Here is a 16658-nt window from a genome sequence, read left to right as displayed (position 1 = left end):
TCGTTTCACCCTCTTTTTGTTAACGCTTTCATTGTATCTAACAATCAGCCTAAATTCAAAGGGGTAGGAATACAATTGGAAAAATATAAAAGAACCTCCACGCCACGTTGTCGTGGTCATGAAGGTTCTTATTTACATTCTTAAGCTCCGTCCAGTTTCGCTTTGGTCCGTTTTTCTAAGCTTTAGGCTTCTCTTGTTTCCAGTTTCTAATCCCGTCATCCTCTAGAATCCCCAATGCGGCATCTGAAATATTAGGATCACGCAGCAGAGCATCCTCGACTCTAAATTTGATATCATCAGCATCGGCCAGCGTCATGCCCGAAGTAAGCTCAATTACCCCTTCGACGTGATAGTAACGCCCCTCCTGCAAAATACGCATTTGAGAAATATCGGTCACATGTGTATCTGCCAGGATAATGGAAGCCACACGTTCTTCGATATCGGGAGGTGCTGATACACCAATCAAGCCCACCATGTTGTCATAACCGACCCGGAACGCTACACCGACCATCAGACAGCCGATGAGAATACTCGAAATTCCGTCCAGCAACTTAAAATCTGTCAGCGATGTGACCACTACAGCTAGCAGGGCGAGTACCCCACCTGTCGTTGCAACCAAATCCTCATAGAATACCAAACGGGTTGGTGGCGCAGCACGTCCCACATGACGAAAGGCAGAAGTAAAAATACTTAGCCCCTTCGCTTCCACTCTGGATTCATGCAGCACTTCTTTCATCGCTTTGCTCCATACAAATCCGTCAACCGCCAATGACAAAACCAGCACCACTACATTAATCCAAAATCCTTGTGCAGATTCAGCCGGATGCTGTAGCAAATGAATTCCTTCCAATGCAGTTTCGTAGGCCATAATCGTTACGACAATAACAGCAACCATACAAAAAAGATTAATTACCCGTCCAAAGCCAGTAGGAAACCGTTTCGTAGGTTTTTTCTCTGCCAATACACTGCCCGCAAATACAAACATTTGGTTCACTGCATCCGCAATGGAATGCATCATCGTAGCAAACATAGAGCCACTGCCTGTCAAGGCAAAAGCAATCCCCTTAATCAGGGCAATGCCGGTATTACCCAACGCTGCCGAGCCTGAAGATTTATTTCCTTTTTTGACCATACTCCAAAAGGAGTCCTCTCTCTGTTTCACTTCCATCTTGTAGCTCCTCCTGAGGTATACATAATCTGACATATCCACATTATGTAATCGCTTGTTATGTATTATTTTTAACCCGTCCATATTCTACCTAACCAACTGAGGAGAATCAATACAAATGATAATATATTCCTTCGAAAAAGAATGCTCCACGCCACCCTACTGGCATGAAGCATTCTCGTTACAACCTGCTATCAGATAAACATACAAACAATTAATCGGTTTCTAAATTACCAGCTAGATTTCGTAATACCTGGAATTTGGCCTTTATGGGCCAGCTCGCGGAACGCAATTCGGGACAGCTTGAATTTGCGCAGGTATCCTCTCGGTCTGCCTGTCAGCTCGCAACGGTTTTTCAAGCGGGTTGGGGATGAGTCCCGAGGAAGCTTTTGCAAAGCTTCATAGTCCCCTTTTGCTTTTAATTCACGTCTCAAATCCGTATATTTCGCTACAATTTCCTGACGTTTCTTCTCTTTTACGATTTTCGACTTCTTGGCCATGTAAAGCTCCTCCTTGTTATATATGCCAATCATAAAGGTTCCCCATCGCGATCGCGGGACGGAAGGACACAAATATGGACATGCTTTTGCGTTTTAATAGTAACCATTACGATTAATGTTTAATATACCTCTGCTTCAAGTAGATTGTCAACTCAAACATTTCAAAACACTATACAGCAAAAAGCCGTTGCTCTAGCAGAACCGTTTCATTGCGGTGAACGGTCTGCCGTGACAACGGCACAAAACTTGCTGAGTTAACTTCGTTCATTCAGCCAAATGGCAAGCCACCCAGTGATCTGGGCGAGCTTCACGATAGAATGGAATCTCTTGAGAACAGCGGTCGATTGCAAAGGGGCAGCGCGTATGAAACTTGCAGCCCGAAGGCGGATTCACCGGACTTGGAATATCCCCTTTGAGCAAAATACGTTCTCTTTTTAGCTTCGGCACTGGTATAGGCACAGCCGACAGCAACGCCTTCGTATACGGATGCAGCGGATTGCCAAATAACTCGTCACGCGAAGCTGTTTCGACCATAGAGCCTAGGTACATCACGCCAATACGAGAACATAAATGTTCAACTACGCTCAAATCGTGGGAGATGAACAAATATGTCAGACCCCGCTCGGCCTGCAATTTGGCAAAAAGGTTAATAATCTGCGCCTGTATGGACACATCCAGCGCTGACACCGGCTCATCAGCGATGATCAGATCCGGTTGAAGCGCCAGCGCGCGGGCAATGCCAATCCGTTGACGCTGACCTCCCGAAAATTCATGCGGGAAACGGTCGATATGATATTCCGACAATCCACACAGCTTAAGTACGTCCAGCACGATCTGCCGGACCTCCTCTTTGGTAGCTATACCGTGGTCGAGCAGCGCCTCACCAATGGCATCTCCGATCCGTACACGCGGATTCAGCGAGCTGTACGGGTCTTGAAAGATCAGCTGAATTTTAGGACGAAGTTCCTGCATCCCTTTGGCCGACAAGCTGTGGAGATCCACCCCTTTGTATTTTACGGTACCATCTGTTTTATCCGTCAATCTGACAATTGTGCGGCCCACCGTGCTTTTACCGCTCCCCGATTCCCCCACCAGACCGAAGGTTTCACCCTGACGGATCGTAAAGCTTATATCGTCTACTGCCCGCACGTGCCCTGTAGTACGATTCATAAAACCGGACTTCACCGGGAAGTATGTTTTTAAACGGTCTATTTCCAACAACGGCTCAGCCATAAACAACCGCCTCCTCATACAACCAGCAGGATGCTTTCTGCTGAGCTGAAACTTCTTTTAATGTAGGCTCCTTTACACGACAAATGTCCATGCAATGCCCGCAGCGGTCATGAAAATAACAGGAAGTCGTCAGCTCCAGTGGATTAGGTACCTGTCCGGGGATGGAATACAGCTCCTTTTGGCGCTGATTAAGCACCGGTTTGGACTTGAGCAACCCCTGTGTATAGGGATGCTTGGGGTGATTGAATAGCTGCACCACTTCGCCTTCCTCGACGATCTTGCCCGCATACATCACGATTACATAATCGGCCATCTCCGCAACAACACCCAGATCATGAGTGATTAGCATGAGCGACATATTGGATTGGGCTTTAAATTCACGCAGCATGTCGAGAATCTGTGCCTGAATTGTTACATCTAGTGCCGTGGTCGGCTCATCCGCAATAAGCAGCTTGGGTCCGCAAGAAACAGCAATAGCAATCATAATTCGCTGCAGCATCCCTCCGCTCAGTTCATGGGGGTAGCTTTTTAAAATCTGCTCCGGTCGGGATATGCCGACCTGTTCAATCAGCTCTAGCGCCCGCTTGCGAGCTTGCTTTCGGCCCATCTTTAAGTGCTCAATCAGTGGCTCAGACAGTTGTTCACCAATGGTCATCACCGGATTTAATGAAGACATCGGCTCCTGAAAAATCATGGAGATTTCATGTCCGCGAATCGTGCGCATCTCATTTCTACTAAGCTCTAGCAGATCGGTTTCCTCAAAACGGATACTTCCACCAGCCACTTTACCACCGGGACTCTGAATCAGGCCCATGATCGACATGGCGGTAATACTTTTGCCGCAGCCCGATTCACCGACAATGCATACCGTCTCCCCCGGCTTCACGCGAAAGCTGATATCATCCACCGCTTTGACCGTTCCTTCTTCTGTATAAAAATGAGTGCTTAAATGTTCAATGGAAAGTAAATTGTCCATGGTGCATGATCACCTACCTCTTATGTTTCGGGTCGAGTACATCCCGCAGCCCGTCACCAAAAATATTAATAGCGATGACTGTTGCAAAAATAGACAGGCCTGGTGGTATCCACAACCAAGGTCGTTGCTGAAAATCCAGTACATTGTTGGCGGCATCAATCATATTGCCCCAAGTCGGTGTCGTGGGTAACACGCCAAGACCAAAGAAGCTGAGTACAGATTCACTCAGGATGGCTCCGCCAATGTTCAATGTAGCGATAACGATCAACAATGGCAAAATATTCGGCAGCAGATGCTTAAAAAGCTTTCGGCGATTCGATAGTCCTAGTACCGTCGCTGCCTGCATAAATTCACGTTCTCGCAAACTAAGCATCTGACCTCTCACCATCCGTGCAATCCCCGGCCAGTTGACCAGACTCAGCATCAACATGACGATATACATCCGTTGATCAGGCGGAACCTTCCAGTCAGATAACAGCGCACCCATAATAAATAGCAATGGCAAACTGGGTATAGTCAGCAGCAAATCGGCAATGCGCATAATGATTTGATCCGCAATTCCGCGAAAATAGGCGGATATAACCCCCAGCGTTGCTCCTAAAAAGACAGACAACACCATAGAAGCCAAACCCACAGTAAGAGAAATTTGACCTGCCTGCATCACACGTGTCAGCACATCCCGTCCCAGCTTGTCTGTTCCTAGCCAGTGATGGATATTCGGCGCCTTGTTCATTATTAATATGTTCGTTTTGTTATCGGAATAAGGAGAAAATAACGGACCGATAAAACAGAGCAAAAACATAAATACCACGACGAGCAGCCCAGCCATAGCAAGCTTGTTTCTGAACAGCTGCCGGAGCGCTTGCTGCCACATTGAAGATTTGGCATTTAATCGCAGTCTGCCGTTGCTCTTGCTCAAATTACTGCTCACGGATGACATTCCATAGCCTCCTTCTTACACTTTTACACGCGGGTCAGCAATGCGATACAAAATATCGGATAACAGCGTCCCGATCACGCTCAATATGGCAATCAGCATCGTGAAGCCCATCAGCAGCGGATAATCCCTAAGCGAAAAGGATAGCATGTACAGCTGACCGATCCCGGGCCAGTTAAAAATCTTTTCAATAATCAGAGATCCGCCAAACAACGCAGGCAATTCAAAGCCAACGAGCGTAATGGCAGGCAATAATGCATTTCTCAATGCGTGTGTAAAAAGCACCTTTCTTTCCTTTAAGCCCTTTGCACGAGCTGTGCGGATATAATCCTGCTGGATCACGTCGATCATATTGCTACGGAAGTAGCGGGTCAGCGAACCCAAACCCAGTAGTGTCATCACGATCACCGGCAAGGTCATATGCTGGAGAACCTCCTTCACATACTCCATGCCTGTAGCGTTACTGCCCGTATTGAGCATCCCGCCCGGTGGCAGCCATTTCAGATCGACCGCCGCAATTTTGATCAGATACAGTCCGATAAAAAAAGAGGGAACAGACATCGCGGCAAAAATCACCACCATGACCAGCGTATCGAACCATGAATACTGCTTGTAAGCAGCAACCACACCAATAATGACTGCAATCAGCCAGGTCAGGAAGGTGGATACAATGGCCAACAAGAATGAATTCCAGATATATTCATTAAATAAGGTTAGCACCGGTTTCTGTTGAGCGAGCGAATAGCCGAAATTACCATGCAGCGCATTGCCTAGCCAGTTTCCGTAGCGCTCAAGAATAGGCTTATTCAACCCGTAAATTTCCCTCAGCTCCGCTTTTCTCTCCGGCGACAGCTTCAGATTACCGCTAATGAAATCTCCCGGTGTCATGGCATACAGAAAAAAAATCATCATCGAAGCGGCCAACAAAATAATAATCATATACGTCAGTCTTTTCGTTAAAAACGAGCTCATGACAGACTCCTTTCAATTCATGGTCGGGCTACTCATTACGCGTCCTCCATTTGGCAGACCCCTTGATCCGAACCTGAAGTTCTTCACAAGGGGCCCGCAAAGGTGGCTTATTTAAGGGACCACTCGAACAGATTACCAGACAAACCAATGAATGGGCTGACCTTTACATGTTCCATTCGACCATTGTAAGCATATACAGTCTTCTTGTAGTTGGTGAAAATAACGGGTAGTTCATCATTTAGCAGTACATATAATTCCTTATATATTTTCTTACGCTCTTCCATATTCGTCGTAGCCAAACCTTTTTCATAGAGCTCTTTGAGCTTCGGATTGTTATATCCCTTGATTTCACCATTGACGAATGGCTCGATTCCATCAGATGGGTCTGTCAGCATGGCTGTCGAGAAGGCGGCGAGATCATAATCTTTACCTTCCACTTTGGCGACCATTGCATTAAAGTCTGCAAAGATTTCCGGTTGCAAGTCAACGCCAATCGCTTTATAGTTTTCAGCCGCAAGCGCGATAAAGGTGTCTGTTTCTGGACGTTTGGAGGTCAGCAAGTGAATGGTCAGCTTCTGGCCGTTTTTCTCACGAATGCCATCACTGCCTTCTACCCAGCCCGCTTCATCCAGCAGCTTTTTCGCTTGCTCCGGGTCATAGTTGTATGGATTGATTCCATCGGTCGTGTATGACCAGAATATAGGAGAAGCTGGAATGTTGGCGACCGCCCCTGCTCCCTGTGCTGCGTCAACATAAATGCTTTTGCGATCCAATCCATAGGTCAACGCTTGACGAACCTTTTTATCCTTCAGCTTTTCATTTTCCAGATTGACTTGCAAATATCCATAGGTGCTCGGTGTATAAGGCAAAATATTCAAAAAGCCGAGTCCTTTCAGCTTGTCGATATTTTCTTGCGTTGCGGTAAAGGAAGCAAAATCGGTATCCCCTGTTTCGATGAATTGCCAAGCATCGCCTTCCGCTGTTTTATATATGAAGTGTTTCGTTTTCGGTTTGCCTTTAAAAAAGTGATCGTTTGCCTCCAGACGAACTTCTTGCCCTGGAATGAACTTTTCCAACTTATATGCCCCATTCCCCAGTGGGCTACCATGCAAATTTTTAAAATAATCCAGCTGTCCGAACTTATAATCCTTGCCGTAGTAAGCTTTGGACAATACATATTCACCGAGAATAGTCAGAGCCAGCGCGTTTGGCTTTTCCAATGTCACAGAAATAGTCTGTGGATCTATTACCTTAATTCCATCAATTTGTTGTGCCTTGCCTTCCGTATAGGCTTTGCCGCCTTTAATGTTCAGCTTTCGGATTTGGCTATCGCCCGGATAGGCTTTGTCATAGATTAACGTCCAGGTAAAAGCGACATCCTCTGCTGTCAAAGGTGAGCCATCGCTGAATTGGGTATTGGGAACCAGATGAAACGTATATGTTAAATTATCCTTGGAAATATCCCAGCTCTTCGCCAGATTGGGCAGCGGAAGTCCCTTCTCATCTACCGTAACCAGCGGAGTCCATAACTGCGAAATGACGTTGCCGTCATAGCCGCTTTGGTTAAAATACGGCGTGAATACTCCGGCCGGGTCAGTCAGGCCTACAATAATGGTGTCGTTTCTTTTTTTGGACACTTCCGGCAATTTGGACATATCAGAAGCCTTTACCAGACTTGTTAATGGCTGCGCTGTAGCAGTTGTCTGTGTGTCCCCATTATTTTGGGCAGTAGTATTGTTGTTGCTTTCCGATCCACCGTTAGAGCAAGCTGCCAGCAAGGTAGAGCTCGCCAGAAGTAGACTGCTAAGTAAAATAATACCCTTTTTCAACATAATCCCCCCGAGTTAAATGATTAAATTCCGATAGAACAAGTTGTGATTAAGAAGATAAACCTCATTATAGGAATTTATTAGGGTTCTGTAAAGGGAGAACTGCATTTTTTTATATAAAAACTCTGCTCATCAATATCTATCCAAATTCTTTTACAAATTAAATAAAACCTCTCAATCCCTAATAGTAGATTGAGAGGCTGTCTCTTATTTATTGTTATATTATTTTTTTATAGCATGGATATAATGAATCGTTTCGAATGCGGACAAATAATCTGCCCTCTCACCAAAGAAAAGGCTATTTATTGTATCCGGGGATAGATGTTCATAAATTAGTAAATCTGAAGCTTCTAACATTCCCTCAATTTCATCATAAGCAAAGCATGATTTCATGGGTTCTCCACTTACTGAAGCCATTTTTACCATATTTTCAACTCGATTAGACATGCCTTTCTCTTTAAAAAGGTTTTCATCTGCATAGTCAAAAACGATCGAACTCCCCGATGGGACCTTGGTAAACAAATGATTTATTAATCTTGAAATTTCCTCCTTAGTTAAATAATAAGAAACACCCAGAAGGCTAAAGAATGTTTTTTTATTAGCAAACCCTTCATCCAATAGATTGGAATACGAAAATGGATGGGCAAAGTCCATAGAAACCAGATGAAGATTGCTCGGTATTTTTAAATTTGCATGAGCTAACCTTTTCTTTTTAGATTCCTGTGTTGCTGGATGATCCATTTCAAATATTTCTAAGCTATTTTTCAATTCTGGATGTCGGAAACAAAACGTATCTAACCCGGCCCCTAGTATGACATACTGCTGTAATCCTAACCTAACTTCATTAAGTAATACTTTTTCACAATATGCAGCACGTGCTAAGGTCGTTGGAGAAAGTTGAACTTGTGTAATCCATTTTAAAATTTCATCCGGATCATCTTGGAACCTTTGCGCAATATCTTTATTGAAAAACGCTATTCCTTTAATCATATTCTCTCTGATATCTGAAAACTCATTTTGGGAAATTATATCTTTAGCCATAAAATCATCAAAAATTTTGGGTGTGTCATGTTGACTATGATATGCTCGGCCAAAAGCTGATATTAAGGAAGTTAAACTAGACTCATTTGGCTTCATACATTGATCCTCCCATAAAAACAAAAATAAGATTCCCCTGGCCAGGAGAACCTTATTATAATATCAATATAATTAATTGTAAATTATAGCACAAATAAATAATTTTGTCAATGATTAATATTGCGACCTACCTTCGCTCCATATAACCAAGGATACTCCCATGCATCTCATCCACAGCCGTAAGCCGTGCACTGTAGCCAAGCAATGTTTCGCCATCAAAATGTGCATGAATAAAGCCAGCGGCACGGAGCTTAAATATATGATCATGCGTGATTCCCTTGGATAGCTTGAGATGACGGACAATCTCAATAAAGGTTCGCGGAGACTGGCTTTGGTACAAATATTTTAAAATCTTGAGCCTGCTCTTCTCCCCTAAACTTCGAATCATTCGGTATTCCTGTGGTGATAAAAAATCATCCTCCTGAACATATACTCCTGCGGAATAATGACATAACAAAAGTGACCCAAATCGATAAATAATATTCATCGGCTGAAAATGATATTGCGGTACCAGCAACACCTGCGTCAGTCCAGCGGAAGGCTCGAATCGGAAGCCATTAGTTATACGATCCACCCGCTCCATAGAGCTATATGCGTTCTCCTCCCGTTTTCTGCATTCAGCTTCCAGTTCCAGGCCGCTAAGGATACTTGTATCCACGTGACGAAAATACTCCTCGTTCCAGCCGGATAGCAGTTGCAAAGCAAGTTTACGGAGGTTCTCCATGTCGTCAGACAGCGGAATCCCATAGGCTGATGCCTGTTGCTTTAGTTCCTGTAAAGACTGGCTTTCCAAACGATCCACGACCTCTTCAACGCCCCCCTGATCAGAAAGCATACATACAAGTCCATAAATAATTTTCCAGTCTGCATTGATTTCCATGGACTCCAGTAACGCGGACAGCCTCGGAGACAGCGTTCCACGCACTTGGTCCGCCCATCTGGATGCTATTAAATCTGTCTTCTTATACGCTTTACGACAAATAAAAGTGTGTAAGCTGCTGAGCAGCTCAAACACTGGTCCATATGCTACATGTACATCATAAGGAGCATTCACGTCGTGACTCATCGCTTTCTGTCCTCTTTTCTTTCATATCTGATGTCCATTATACATACTATCGTACATCCGTTCATTCTTAGTGATTCATTCATACGAAAATGAAGGCACAATACTGATGCAAAGCCAAAGTCAGTCCCATCCGAGTCAAACTGTTTATCTATAAAATAAAAAAGGTTGTCTCCCACCAAAAATCGCAGGAGACAACCTTTGAATACATACATTTTCTTTTAACGGGTGGGAAAACGAGAGGTGTCCTTCTTGACCTGGCTCCAGGTATAACGCAACATCCAGGTATCCCACTCCGTAATTTTAGGAGAATTTCCGGCCCACATAATCGTAGGCACAGGGAACCCGCCAGGTGGACGCTCGTGCTCTTCATAGAAATCAGGCAAGCCGAATCCATGCCCCATCTCATGCTCTGTGATCTGAACTTCATCCGAATTCAAGGTGCTCAGGATATAATCATCAGGCATACGTTGTCCCCAGTCACCACCGGCTCCACCCTGAAAATTAGACGTTCCCCATAAGTACATATCAAATCGCTTGTCCAGTCCCCCCGGATACGTATAGTTAGGGTCCATAAAATGTTCAAATCTCGACAGTGCATTAGGAGCAACCGGAAGTTTTGCCGGAATATTGGGGTCTGTTTTACTCAAGTCATCGGTAATCGTATCCGTGTAAACGATTTCATTCGATTGTTTGTTAAGGATCTGCGACGGATTTGCAACGGCCCAGCCTACTATTTTTACAGTAATATAATCATACGGCCAGCCGTCATATCCTTTTAGCTGCTTATTCCAGTTATTTATTTGGCGACTTAGCATGGAAGCCATATCTTTACGTTGCTGAAGAGTGATATTTTTAGAGGATTGCCAGCGCACTACATAATTTATCGTTCCTTTTCCCGCATAAATTTGATCAAAAATCAAATTTTTACGGTTGGTCGAGCCTTCTTTGACTATCCTATTCTTCCAAACCCATTCTACCGAAGGCTTAAATCTAGCAGGTATTTCAGCGGCATCCAAGCTATTATTCGTTATTTCTATATTCGAGGTGCTTTCATAATCTGAGGCTGCTGAACCGACATTAGCTCCGCCAACCAGTAAAGAAGCAGCCATTACCAATGAAAAAGAAGCCATGATCATTCCTTTTTTCTTCGGCATTTTTTCAACCTCCGTACCTGTTATTTTTACGAGCACATTCAAAATAACAAACGTTTATCTCTCACCTACACCCACTCTCAATTTTGAATTAAATAACAATTTTATATTATCATTGGAATAATATACCGTCAAACAAAAAGATCCCCTCTTCATAGAGAGGGGATCAGCATCCATAGAGTAGCGTTGTGTTCCTACTCTATGGATTTCAACGCCGATTCAGCCAGTGAAGCTAGCAGCTTCGCTGTTCCCGGCAGCGCGCGTTCGTCCAGATCAAAGGCAGGATGATGCCATTCCTGGCTTCCCGCAGTGCCGACAAAGACAAACACACCTGGGACGTTCTTCTGATAAAATCCAAAGTCCTCGCTTGCCGAGGAAGGTATGGGGCGAACGACCTCCAGACCAACCGCTTCGGCCGCCTGCACCGCGATTACAGCCAACTTACCGTCGTTCAGTACAGGTGGCGGACCCTCGATCCAGCGAATGGTCGCTTTCGTGCCAAAAGCATCGGCTACGCCCTTGACGACCTGCTCGAAGCGTTCAGCCACCTGGGCTCGAACATTCTCGTCAAATGTGCGGATGGTTCCGTCCAAATGAGCGCGGTCTGGGATGATGTTCCAAGCATTGCCACTGTGCAGCTTCGTGACACTGATGACCGCGCTATCGAGCGGGTTAACGCTCCTGCTCACAATCGATTGCAGTGCCGTAATGATATGCGACGATACCACAATGGGGTCAATCCCTGCATGCGGAACTGCCGCATGTGTGCTCAAGCCCTCCACCTCAATGTAAAATCCGTCTGCCGCTGCCATTAGCGGTCCTTCTTTGATACCGACCGTGCCTACGGGCAGGTCTGGTTTGTTATGCAGGCCGAAGATGGCCTGCACCCCTGCCAGCGCACCGCTGTCCAGCACTTGAGCAGCGCCTTTGGCTTTCTCCTCGGCTGGCTGGAACACCAGTCGAACCGTCCCTTTCAGCTTGTGCTCCCGCTGCTTCAGCAATGCGGCTGCACCTAACAGGGATGCCGTATGAAAATCATGCCCACAGGCATGCATCTTGCCAGGATGTAGCGAAGCATAGGGCAATCCCGTCTCCTCCTGGATGGGCAGTGCATCAATGTCTGCACGAAGCGCAACCGTTGGACCTTCCTGCTGTCCGCCGATTTCCGCTACCAATCCGGTACGCAGCGGCACATCCAAGATCGTTATATCCTGTTCTTTGAGCAGGCGGCGAATATAGGCGGTAGTTTCAACCTCCTCGTTAGACAGCTCGGGATAACGGTGCAGATGACGGCGAATCTCCACCAATTTCTGCTCCAAAACCTGCTCCTTCGTCCCGGTTGATCCACTCATCCCTATTCCTCCTTCGTGGATCCATATTGGTTACAATTTTTATGTCAATAGTATCTAGGACTGCACAGGCAACCCGGCAAAAGCTTCATGCAACAACTCGAATGAGCGCACACGCTTGCCGATATCCCGTATGCCTGTCGTTACAATCAGCTCATCTGCCTGATACTTCGCTTGTATTTCCGTCAGCGCAGTATAGATTTCATCTTTATTTCCTTTGTTAATTTGTGCTTGTGTGACTTCAATTGTATATTTTTCACCCGATTGCTTACCGAATTCCTCTGCACTTTCCAGCGCCCCCACTGTAGCCGTTTTGCCACTGGCCAGATGAATCTTGTACAGCTTCTGCTCACCTGCCAACTCCGCTGCTTCCTCGGAAGTGTCTGCCACAATAACCGATAGCGCAAAAAGTGCCTTTGGTTCACGCCCATAACTGTAATCGAAAGACTCCCGATACGTACGGAATGAATCCAGTGCAACCTGCTCACTACTGTTAATAAATTGCGAAAAAACATAGGGCAACCCCAAACGCGCGGCAATGCCAGCGCTGTCTGTACTTGTACCCAAAACATAAATCTCTGCTGGGATTTCTGGAATCGGATTCGCCTGTAATCCGGCCAGCGGTCCTTCTTCAATCGGGATATTATGAATATAGCGGCTTACTTCATCAATTTTCTCTTCAAGAGAAGGCGCATCATGCACGTTACGTTGTAACGCCTGTGTAGATTTCGGCAACCCGCCTGGCGCACGTCCGATACCCAAATCTACACGCCCCGGTGCAAGAGAGGCTAGCACATTAAAGTTTTCAGCCACTTTATATGGACTGTAATGCTGAAGCATTACCCCGCCAGACCCGATGGTAATACGCTCGGTACGTGCTAATAGATGGGAAATAAGCACCTCTGGTGATGAGCCTGCAACCTGCTCGGAATCATGATGTTCTGATACCCAAAAGCGTGTGAATCCCAGCTCTTCTACACGCTGCGCCAGCTTAATTGTGTTGCGAAGGGCCTGTGCCGCCGTTTCACCTTCGTGTATAGGGCTTTGATCCAATACTCCGATTTTTATGCTCATGTCTCCCTCTCCCGTCAAATGGAATAGTTATATTCTGGTGTAATTCGCTTCAGAAATTGTTGGGTACGCTCCTCTTTGGGGTGGTTAAAAATGGCGTCCGGTGTGCCTTCCTCAATAATATGGCCGCCATCCATAAATACCACATGATTAGAAACATCACGCGCAAAGCCCATTTCATGTGTCACGACAATCATCGTTATGCCTTCCTTCGCAATCTTGCGGATCACCGACAGCACCTCACCCACCAGTTCAGGGTCCAGCGCCGAAGTCGGCTCATCAAATAAAATCACCTCTGGGTTCAGCGCCAAAGCACGCGCGATGCCGACACGCTGCTGCTGCCCACCGGATAGCTGGCTCGGATAATGATTCAGTTTTTCGCCGAGACCAACCTTTTCCAGCACTTCAATACTAATTTTTTTCGCTTCCTCTTGCTTAACCTTACGGACAACGACAAGTCCCTCCATGACATTTTCCAGCGCGGTTTTATGCTTGAACAAATGATATTGCTGGAACACCATAGCCGTCTTTTTACGCAAGGCCAAGACATCCTTCTTCGCAGGTCGCTTGCAGTTCACGGTAAAATCGCCAATGCTGACTTCTCCGTCATTCGGCTTTTCCAGATAATTAATGCAGCGTAGCAAGGTTGTTTTTCCTGAACCGCTTGGTCCTAAGATAACAACGACCTCGCCTTTGTTTACCGTCAAATCAATGCCTTTGAGCACTTCATGTTTGCCGAACGACTTTGTAATATTTTGCAGACGGATCATGATGCTCGACCTCCATTAAACACATTGATTTTTTTCTCTACCAAACCGGATATTCGCTCAATCAATACCGTCAAGCCCCAAAATAGCAGTGCTGCCGCAATATACACCTCTAAATATTTCCAGTTGGTGGATGCCAGAATTTCAGCCTGTGCCTGGATTTCTGTGACCGAAACCGTGAAGGCCAAGGTAGAGCCATGCAGCATCCCAATAACCGAATTCGTCAGGTTCGGCAAACTCACCACAAACGCCTGTGGAAATACGATGCGTCTCAATACTTGCCATGTCGTCATACCAACCGCATAAGCCGCCTCAATTTGGCCCTTGTTGACCGACTGGATTCCGGAACGGACGACCTCAGACATATAGGCGCCACTGGTAATGGAGAACGAAATGAGTGCAAATACCATATAAGGAACGTCTTTGGATTGCAGTGACCAACCGAAATGCTTCGCTCCTGCATCAATCAACAAGGGCAAACTGAAATAAATAAGCAGCAGATGCATCAGCATCGGTGTACCTCGGATAAAAGTAACGTAAGCGTGAGAGATTTGCGACAACACAGGAACGTTATAAATTCGTGCCAACGCCGTTATAATCCCGATGACCAACCCTGCCAGCACGGAAACCACTGTAATGATTAAAGTGTTGGGCAACGCCGAGAACAATCCCAAAAAGGCGGTGTATACAAATCCAAAGTCCAGACTCATATGCCTTTACCTCCTTTACTCAGACGAGGACTTCTCAGGTAACGCACCACAAAACCTTTTCGTTTTGCGGGCTCTTTCTGTACTGAATCTCTATGCTCATGCCGGAGAAGCGTATTTTCCAGCACCTTGAATAATTTTTGTACAATCAGACTGATCACCAGATAGATAAGAGACAATGCGATATACGTTTCAACAAAATGCTGGGTAGCCGAGCCTAATGTTTGCGATTTTCCTGTCATCTCCATCGCACCGATGGTAAACGCCAGCGAAGTATCCTTCAAATTACCAATGACCAGATTGGAAAATACGGGAACCACCACAGCCAGCGCTTGTGGCAAGATGATACGTGTAAAAGTCTGATAGCCTGACATGCCGACTGACTGTGCAGCCTCGATTTGTCCCCGATCTACAGCTCCTACACCAGACCTGATAATTTCAGAAATAAAGGCTCCACTGTTGAGCGCATAGGTCGCTACAGCAAACCACAGCACATCCCACCTGGAGGAATTGATATCCACCAGCTTTAGTAACTCTGGCAGGCCGTAATACACCAGAAACAATTGAATTAGAATAGGGGTTCCACGGAAAAAAGAAACATACACCTGAGAAACACGTTTGAGAAATGGAATGTTATACATGCGAGGCAGCGCAACCAACAGACCAATGATCAGTCCCAACACAAGCGAGCTTGCCACAATAAACAAGGTGATGTGCAAATAGGACAGCATTTTCGGGATAAAGCTAAAAACATAATCAATATTGAACTCTCTGCTCATATGCCTGCCTCCTTTCTATACATCAGCGGTCAGAATACATAAAGTACCCTGACCGCTGAAATGTCCAAGTCTGTCCTTACTTCTTACTGCTGGAACCTTCTTTTTTCACATCCTCCAGGGACTTTGTGAAGTCCTCTCCAAGCCATTTGATGCTCAGCTTCGACAACGTGCCGTCGTCCTTCACTTCCTGAATGGCTTTGTCCAGGTCATCCGCCAATCCTTGCTCATTTTTGTTCAGTACATACAGCACATCCGATTGAGTCAAAGGATCACCGACGGTTTTCAGAGCTACTTCTCCTTTTTCATCGGTGTTAAAACGGTTCGCAAAGTCTGTCGTAATGGTCGCATCTATACGGCCGCTCGTAATTTGTTGCACCGTATCATTGGCTGCACCAGACGTATATACGATATTCAGAGCATCCCCGTGGGTTTTGTTATACTCTTTCAGCACATACGCCGCATTACTGGTTGGACTGGTAAGTACCTTTTTCCCTTTTAAATCATCAATGGAATGAATGCTATTATTATCCTTCGCTACAGCCACTCTGTTCAGAAAAATGCTATACGGATTTTTGTTGAACAGATACTTGGCTTCGCGTTCCGGGTTTTTCTCCATTTGATGCGATACCAGATCAATCTTGCCGGCATCGAGACTGAGCAGCAGATTTCCAAAATCCATCGTTTTGAATTCAAACTCGTATTGAGGCAGGCGCTTGTCCAGCTCCTTAATCAGCTCCACATCAAAGCCTGTTAAATTTCCATTTTCGTCAATAAAGCATACATTTTTAAATTGAGTACCTGTGCCTACGATAATTTTCTTCACGTCTCCGCTTGATCCTGACGCACTAGACGTGTCATCTGAGGAACCGCAGCCTGCCAACACCAGAATGATTGCCATAACAGACAATATTGCAAACCACTTTTTCATATGAATCCCCCTCATCTCTTTGCATATCAGCAGTTTGCGACATACATGGTAGCTATAACATTTGATATTTTATAATTCCTATAAACTT

Annotated in this window: 16 protein-coding genes; all 16 read right to left on the bottom strand. The window is 45.5% G+C overall.

The genetic code is table 11. The features are described 5' to 3' along the window. Positions 1–175 precede the first annotated feature (175 nt). The 16 genes from MMB75_RS11695 to MMB75_RS11620 all read right to left on the bottom strand — a co-directional run bounded on the left by MMB75_RS11695 (position 176) and on the right by MMB75_RS11620 (position 16570). Positions 176–1168, bottom strand: a complete 993-nt coding sequence (locus MMB75_RS11695; RefSeq protein ID WP_016821124.1) for a cation diffusion facilitator family transporter — start codon at positions 1166–1168, stop codon at positions 176–178. Positions 1169–1398: 230 nt separating this feature from the next. Then, the gene (gene rpsN / locus MMB75_RS11690) at positions 1399–1668 is read right to left on the bottom strand and encodes a 30S ribosomal protein S14 (protein ID WP_277507768.1); all 270 of its coding nucleotides are present in this window, start codon (positions 1666–1668) and stop codon (positions 1399–1401) included. A 264-nt stretch (positions 1669–1932) separates the two neighbouring features. Then, positions 1933–2901 carry an ABC transporter ATP-binding protein gene (locus tag MMB75_RS11685; protein ID WP_016821122.1) on the bottom strand — a complete coding sequence of 323 codons (969 nt, stop codon included), beginning with the start codon at positions 2899–2901 and terminating at the stop codon, positions 1933–1935. Beyond that, positions 2894–3877: an ABC transporter ATP-binding protein gene (locus tag MMB75_RS11680; RefSeq protein ID WP_019687089.1), complete on the bottom strand. Its 984-nt coding sequence runs from the start codon at positions 3875–3877 to the stop codon at positions 2894–2896. The genes MMB75_RS11685 and MMB75_RS11680 overlap by 8 nt, the downstream gene beginning before the upstream one ends. Before the next feature lie 13 nt (positions 3878–3890). Next, positions 3891–4817, bottom strand: a complete 927-nt coding sequence (gene opp4C / locus MMB75_RS11675; protein WP_019687088.1) for an oligopeptide ABC transporter permease — start codon at positions 4815–4817, stop codon at positions 3891–3893. 15 nt (positions 4818–4832) lie between these two features. Further along, the gene (locus MMB75_RS11670) at positions 4833–5786 is read right to left on the bottom strand and encodes an ABC transporter permease (RefSeq protein WP_016821119.1); all 954 of its coding nucleotides are present in this window, start codon (positions 5784–5786) and stop codon (positions 4833–4835) included. Positions 5787–5893: 107 nt separating this feature from the next. Further along, a complete protein-coding gene (locus tag MMB75_RS11665; RefSeq protein ID WP_017428377.1) occupies positions 5894–7618 on the bottom strand; it encodes an ABC transporter substrate-binding protein in 1725 nt (574 codons plus the stop codon). A gap of 219 nt (positions 7619–7837) precedes the next feature. After that, positions 7838–8752, bottom strand: coding sequence for a class I SAM-dependent methyltransferase (locus MMB75_RS11660; RefSeq protein WP_277507758.1), 915 nt, complete (start codon positions 8750–8752; stop codon positions 7838–7840). A 127-nt stretch (positions 8753–8879) separates the two neighbouring features. After that, positions 8880–9818, bottom strand: coding sequence for an ArsR family transcriptional regulator (locus tag MMB75_RS11655; RefSeq protein WP_016821116.1), 939 nt, complete (start codon positions 9816–9818; stop codon positions 8880–8882). Between the two features lie 218 nt (positions 9819–10036). Next, on the bottom strand, positions 10037–10972 hold the full coding sequence (locus MMB75_RS11650) for a dockerin (RefSeq protein ID WP_222821748.1): 936 nt from the start codon (positions 10970–10972) through the stop codon (positions 10037–10039). Positions 10973–11163: 191 nt separating this feature from the next. Then, complete coding sequence (locus MMB75_RS11645) at positions 11164–12321, bottom strand: amidohydrolase (protein ID WP_277507757.1); 1158 nt, start codon at positions 12319–12321, stop codon at positions 11164–11166. 54 nt (positions 12322–12375) lie between these two features. Further along, positions 12376–13392: an LLM class flavin-dependent oxidoreductase gene (locus tag MMB75_RS11640; protein WP_167438428.1), complete on the bottom strand. Its 1017-nt coding sequence runs from the start codon at positions 13390–13392 to the stop codon at positions 12376–12378. 14 nt (positions 13393–13406) lie between these two features. Further along, positions 13407–14159 carry an amino acid ABC transporter ATP-binding protein gene (locus MMB75_RS11635; RefSeq protein WP_025364725.1) on the bottom strand — a complete coding sequence of 251 codons (753 nt, stop codon included), beginning with the start codon at positions 14157–14159 and terminating at the stop codon, positions 13407–13409. Further along, complete coding sequence (locus MMB75_RS11630; RefSeq protein ID WP_016821111.1) at positions 14156–14866, bottom strand: amino acid ABC transporter permease; 711 nt, start codon at positions 14864–14866, stop codon at positions 14156–14158. The genes MMB75_RS11635 and MMB75_RS11630 overlap by 4 nt, the downstream gene beginning before the upstream one ends. Continuing rightward, positions 14863–15642: an amino acid ABC transporter permease gene (locus MMB75_RS11625; RefSeq protein WP_019687081.1), complete on the bottom strand. Its 780-nt coding sequence runs from the start codon at positions 15640–15642 to the stop codon at positions 14863–14865. The genes MMB75_RS11630 and MMB75_RS11625 overlap by 4 nt, the downstream gene beginning before the upstream one ends. 76 nt (positions 15643–15718) lie before the next feature. Next, entirely contained in the window at positions 15719–16570 is an 852-nt protein-coding gene (locus tag MMB75_RS11620; RefSeq protein WP_016821109.1) for a transporter substrate-binding domain-containing protein, read from the bottom strand. Positions 16571–16658 lie beyond the last annotated feature (88 nt).

The sequence above is a fragment of the Paenibacillus sp. P2(2022) genome (genome assembly GCF_029522175.1).
Classification (GTDB): domain Bacteria; phylum Bacillota; class Bacilli; order Paenibacillales; family Paenibacillaceae; genus Paenibacillus; species Paenibacillus polymyxa.
The sequence above is the reverse complement of the archived record's forward strand: the minus strand, read 5'-3'. Positions and strand labels throughout refer to the sequence as shown.

Bases quoted from the DNA above. Each gene is read 5' to 3' on its own strand.
- MMB75_RS11680 (WP_019687089.1), bottom strand. From the start codon at position 3,877: ATGGACAATTTACTTTCCATTGAACATTTAAGCACTCATTTTTATACA.
- MMB75_RS11650 (WP_222821748.1), bottom strand. From the start codon at position 10,972: ATGCCGAAGAAAAAAGGAATGATCATGGCTTCTTTTTCATTGGTAATG.
- MMB75_RS11640 (WP_167438428.1), bottom strand. From the start codon at position 13,392: ATGAGCATAAAAATCGGAGTATTGGATCAAAGCCCTATACACGAAGGT.
- MMB75_RS11635 (WP_025364725.1), bottom strand. From the start codon at position 14,159: ATGATCCGTCTGCAAAATATTACAAAGTCGTTCGGCAAACATGAAGTG.
- rpsN (WP_277507768.1), bottom strand. From the start codon at position 1,668: ATGGCCAAGAAGTCGAAAATCGTAAAAGAGAAGAAACGTCAGGAAATT.
- MMB75_RS11670 (WP_016821119.1), bottom strand. From the start codon at position 5,786: ATGAGCTCGTTTTTAACGAAAAGACTGACGTATATGATTATTATTTTG.
- MMB75_RS11660 (WP_277507758.1), bottom strand. From the start codon at position 8,752: ATGAAGCCAAATGAGTCTAGTTTAACTTCCTTAATATCAGCTTTTGGC.
- opp4C (WP_019687088.1), bottom strand. From the start codon at position 4,817: ATGTCATCCGTGAGCAGTAATTTGAGCAAGAGCAACGGCAGACTGCGA.
- MMB75_RS11625 (WP_019687081.1), bottom strand. From the start codon at position 15,642: ATGAGCAGAGAGTTCAATATTGATTATGTTTTTAGCTTTATCCCGAAA.
- MMB75_RS11665 (WP_017428377.1), bottom strand. From the start codon at position 7,618: ATGTTGAAAAAGGGTATTATTTTACTTAGCAGTCTACTTCTGGCGAGC.
- MMB75_RS11630 (WP_016821111.1), bottom strand. From the start codon at position 14,866: ATGAGTCTGGACTTTGGATTTGTATACACCGCCTTTTTGGGATTGTTC.
- MMB75_RS11645 (WP_277507757.1), bottom strand. From the start codon at position 12,321: ATGAGTGGATCAACCGGGACGAAGGAGCAGGTTTTGGAGCAGAAATTG.
- MMB75_RS11620 (WP_016821109.1), bottom strand. From the start codon at position 16,570: ATGAAAAAGTGGTTTGCAATATTGTCTGTTATGGCAATCATTCTGGTG.
- MMB75_RS11685 (WP_016821122.1), bottom strand. From the start codon at position 2,901: ATGGCTGAGCCGTTGTTGGAAATAGACCGTTTAAAAACATACTTCCCG.
- MMB75_RS11655 (WP_016821116.1), bottom strand. From the start codon at position 9,818: ATGAGTCACGACGTGAATGCTCCTTATGATGTACATGTAGCATATGGA.
- MMB75_RS11695 (WP_016821124.1), bottom strand. From the start codon at position 1,168: ATGGAAGTGAAACAGAGAGAGGACTCCTTTTGGAGTATGGTCAAAAAA.